Consider the following 3,292-nt stretch of genomic DNA (forward strand, 5'->3'; position numbering starts at 1 on the left):
CTCTTGGCTACTTAAGTCCTCTAGAATATAAAAAATTATCCCTTAAAAAAGTTGTTTGATTTAGTGTTGACAATCCAACCATTGAAGTAAAAGGAAATGACAAAAGTATACTCAAGTACAAAGCGGTGATTATGCTTGGTCCCCCCTATGATCAGAGTTCATATTTACAAGGGGTAGGAGATCAATTAAATTTTAGAAACGTTTTCTGCTTGAGAGACACGTTGTCCTTTTAGAATATCAAATTGTACGCGTTGCCCTTCATCAAAGGATTTAAAACCATCACCAGTAATCTTTACTATTGTTATGTAAATAAAATAAAAAATGGTTTCCTGGTCTGGAAACCATTTTTGTAGTTGACGATATGGTGTTACCAATTCGTTTTTCTCTTTTACGTAAAGAAGATAAACAATTACTATTCACTGTCTCAGTAGATGTAAAAAATTCTTAAAGATAGAGGTGAGATTGAATGTTTTTTCTTCTAGAAATAATGACTTAAATAATATATTGTATGCCTAAAACAATGAAAGCCCTACCTCTCTTTCATCCTTACGGCTCCTTGTCCGTGCCAGTGTGAATCAGGATTGCAAAAATCAAGTGACTATTTTATCGAGTTATTTGATGAAACTTCAAACGTTCGTAAAAGAAATTTAAATAATAAAAGTGGATTAGATTGTAGAAATAACAAAAGAGGTTAATGCTCTAAAGGTGAGTTGGAGAAGTTGAATGTCTTTGAAAAGATTTACTTTTAATAATAAATATATTCCCAAAAAATTCAGGATATTTTCGGGAGATGTAATACATTATCTTAAATTAACCTTAACAGAAACTTTTTATTTGATTTTCAGTAATCCCTTTAATTAATCCCAGTTCACTAATCAAAAATTCATGTGCGTTATCTAACATTTTTTTTTCGCTTGTATTAAGTGCTTTTTCTTTCTTCATACGCATTAAATCACGTACAACTTCAGTACATTCTTGTAATTTACCCGTTTTTATTTTGTCCGTGTTCACTTTATACCTTTGTTTCCACGGCAGCAATCTATCTGATTCTCCATGATGAAAAATGTTTATGATGTGTATTAATGCAATTATGTCAGTAACAGGGCGTATACTTGAACTCAATATTTTACCCGTAGGAATCATGACTTGCATATTACCGATTAACATTTTTATGACATAATACTGTTGTTTTTCCCCTGAGATTTCCTTTTCTTCTATGGCTTTAATTATACCTACTCCGTGCATTGGATAAACAATGTTATCGCCAATTTGAAACAAATAATCCACCTCCATATATGGTAACCTTCTTAACCTTAACATATATATTATTTTTTATCAAATTTTTAATAATACCATAAATTTATTTTCGGTGTCAACTACTTTTTCTTTAGAAATCAGAAAAAGCAAAAACAATAGGAATCGTGTTGGATTACCAATAAAGGGAAGGTTAATTTTCCCGCGTATATTCTGAAACCTCTACTAACCTTAATATTATTATTCTATATAAAACCTTCCTGCACAAAAAGCGACTGCCTTGTTCAGCAATCGCTACCCGTTACTTTAAGTGCAATTCATCACAATCTTTATTTTAACATAAATACTCAATACGCCTTGATAGTCCATTAGAATCGAAGCAGAAAATATCCTTCAAGTATCTCATAAAAATAAGAGTCATTTTATAAGCCACTCTCATTAAATTAGGATAATCCTTAATTTATGCTACACTTGGTTTACCATTTGATTTACTGTTTTCATGTCCCCTACTCCTTTACGAGTGGGGGTTCTTTGTTTCACAGAAAAAAGAAAAGCAGACTCCCATAAAAGAGCCTGCCTTCCCTGTTTTGTAAAATTAAGCAGCTTTACGTACGTTTGAAGCTTGAGGTCCACGTTGACCTTGCTCCACATCAAAAGTCACTGCTTGACCTTCATCTAAAGTTTTGTAACCTTCGCCTTGAATCGCTGAGAAATGAACGAATACATCGTCTCCACCTTCACGTTCGATGAATCCGAAGCCTTTTTCGCCATTAAACCATTTTACATTACCTTTTTCCATTTGTATTGCCTCCTAGTGTGTAAACACACACAATGTAATACTACCCTTGCTCTCAGTGATCTTCAAGATGAAAAGTTACAAATCCTTTACACCGAACAAAAATAATTCTTTTTAATCATAACATTTTTTGTAAGAAATGTCAAGATGCAGAAAAACCACAAACTCACTATTTCTTTATGATAATCATTGCCGTATATTTTGTATCAGGATTCACTCCATATTCTGTGTGCATGCTTACAGCAAGAGGAACAGCTTGTATTTAACATCTATCAGCTTTCCTTCCTCTAATGAGCCAAGAAAATCATTAACTACTTGAATAAGTTCTGCGAAGTCTGTACTTTGAAAACCTTTTGCCTCATACATAAATTTATCCCTCACTTCATCTTATATTTATACACAAAAGGCATATTCTCCTATAAGAACTCCTATTATTTAAATTCCTTTCACCCGTCTTATTTGTTTGTAATATTTATTTACTTTTGTTTTTCAACTATTCTGCCCAGTTAGTGCCATAAGAAACTTCTATGGCGGCCATCCTCGCCGCCACCATCTACTACTAAAATCTAAACTCAAAAATAGAGTCTAACCCATTAACCCCTTGACGATAATGGATGATAACAATACAACCAGGCTGAGCTTTTTTTGGTGGATCTTAAGGAAGATACCCTGTATAAGAAACTGGTTGTGACAGGATTGAAGAACCATTTAGTGTGCTACTAGTACGTATACAAAAATTTTTGTAACAAATCTCCTGTCATATGTATTGTTAATCTTTTTTTGAGGTGATTCTCCTATGGAAGCAATGATTGAACGGTGTGCTGGCCTAGATGTACACCAAGAAACAGTAGTAGCCTGTGTGTTATTTGGTCCATTAGATAAAAAGCCAAAAACCTCTATTGAAACTTTTTCAACTACAACAACGGACTCTTGGCTTTAAGTGATTGGCTCGCTACCCTTCAGGTATCCGATGTTGTGATGGAAAGTACTGGAGTCTACTGGAAACCAATATGGAATATACTCGAAGATTCTTTTCACCTTGTTCTTGCCAATGCCAGACATGTCAAAAATGTTCCAGGGCGTAAAACTGATGTGAAAGATGCCGAATGGCTTGCCAAGCTTTTAAGATGCGGACTTATTGAAAGCAACTTTGTCCCACCAGAGAATATTCGTGATTTACGAGATCTTACTCGTTATCGAAAAAAATTGATTCATCATCGCACTTCAGAGCAGAATCGCATT

The 3,292-nt window shown here is 34.0% G+C and carries 4 protein-coding genes and 1 pseudogene; 1 reads left to right on the forward strand and 4 read right to left on the reverse strand.

Features of this window, described 5'->3' with window-relative positions; all coding sequences use genetic code 11:
• Window positions 1-185: 185 nt before the first annotated feature.
• The 4 genes from N9I19_RS24235 to N9I19_RS25410 form a co-directional block, all read right to left on the reverse strand.
• The gene (locus N9I19_RS24235) at window positions 186-374 is read right to left on the reverse strand and encodes a cold shock domain-containing protein (protein ID WP_317779256.1); all 189 of its coding nucleotides are present in this window, start codon (window positions 372-374) and stop codon (window positions 186-188) included.
• A gap of 442 nt (window positions 375-816) precedes the next feature.
• Window positions 817-1,293: a CarD family transcriptional regulator gene (locus N9I19_RS24240; RefSeq protein WP_317779257.1), complete on the reverse strand. Its 477-nt coding sequence runs from the start codon at window positions 1,291-1,293 to the stop codon at window positions 817-819.
• 556 nt (window positions 1,294-1,849) lie between these two features.
• Window positions 1,850-2,053, reverse strand: coding sequence for a cold-shock protein (locus tag N9I19_RS24245; protein WP_096340629.1), 204 nt, complete (start codon window positions 2,051-2,053; stop codon window positions 1,850-1,852).
• A 234-nt stretch (window positions 2,054-2,287) separates the two neighbouring features.
• A complete protein-coding gene (locus N9I19_RS25410) occupies window positions 2,288-2,416 on the reverse strand; it encodes a sporulation protein Cse60 (RefSeq protein WP_411730922.1) in 129 nt (42 codons plus the stop codon).
• 430 nt (window positions 2,417-2,846) lie between these two features.
• On the opposite strand from N9I19_RS25410, the pseudogene N9I19_RS24255 reads away from it, so the two are divergent.
• Window positions 2,847-3,292, forward strand: a pseudogene (locus tag N9I19_RS24255) (IS110 family transposase); the annotation flags it as partial.

It is taken from the genome of Peribacillus sp. CSMR9 (genome assembly GCF_033141925.1).
GTDB classification, from domain to species: Bacteria; Bacillota; Bacilli; order Bacillales; family DSM-1321; genus Peribacillus; species Peribacillus simplex_A.

Excerpts from the sequence above, each read along its gene's own strand:
- N9I19_RS24245 (WP_096340629.1), bottom strand. The coding sequence starts at position 2,053 with ATGGAAAAAGGTAATGTAAAATGGTTTAATGGCGAAAAAGGCTTCGGA.
- N9I19_RS25410 (WP_411730922.1), bottom strand. The coding sequence starts at position 2,416 with ATGTATGAGGCAAAAGGTTTTCAAAGTACAGACTTCGCAGAACTTATT.
- N9I19_RS24240 (WP_317779257.1), bottom strand. The coding sequence starts at position 1,293 with ATGGAGGTGGATTATTTGTTTCAAATTGGCGATAACATTGTTTATCCA.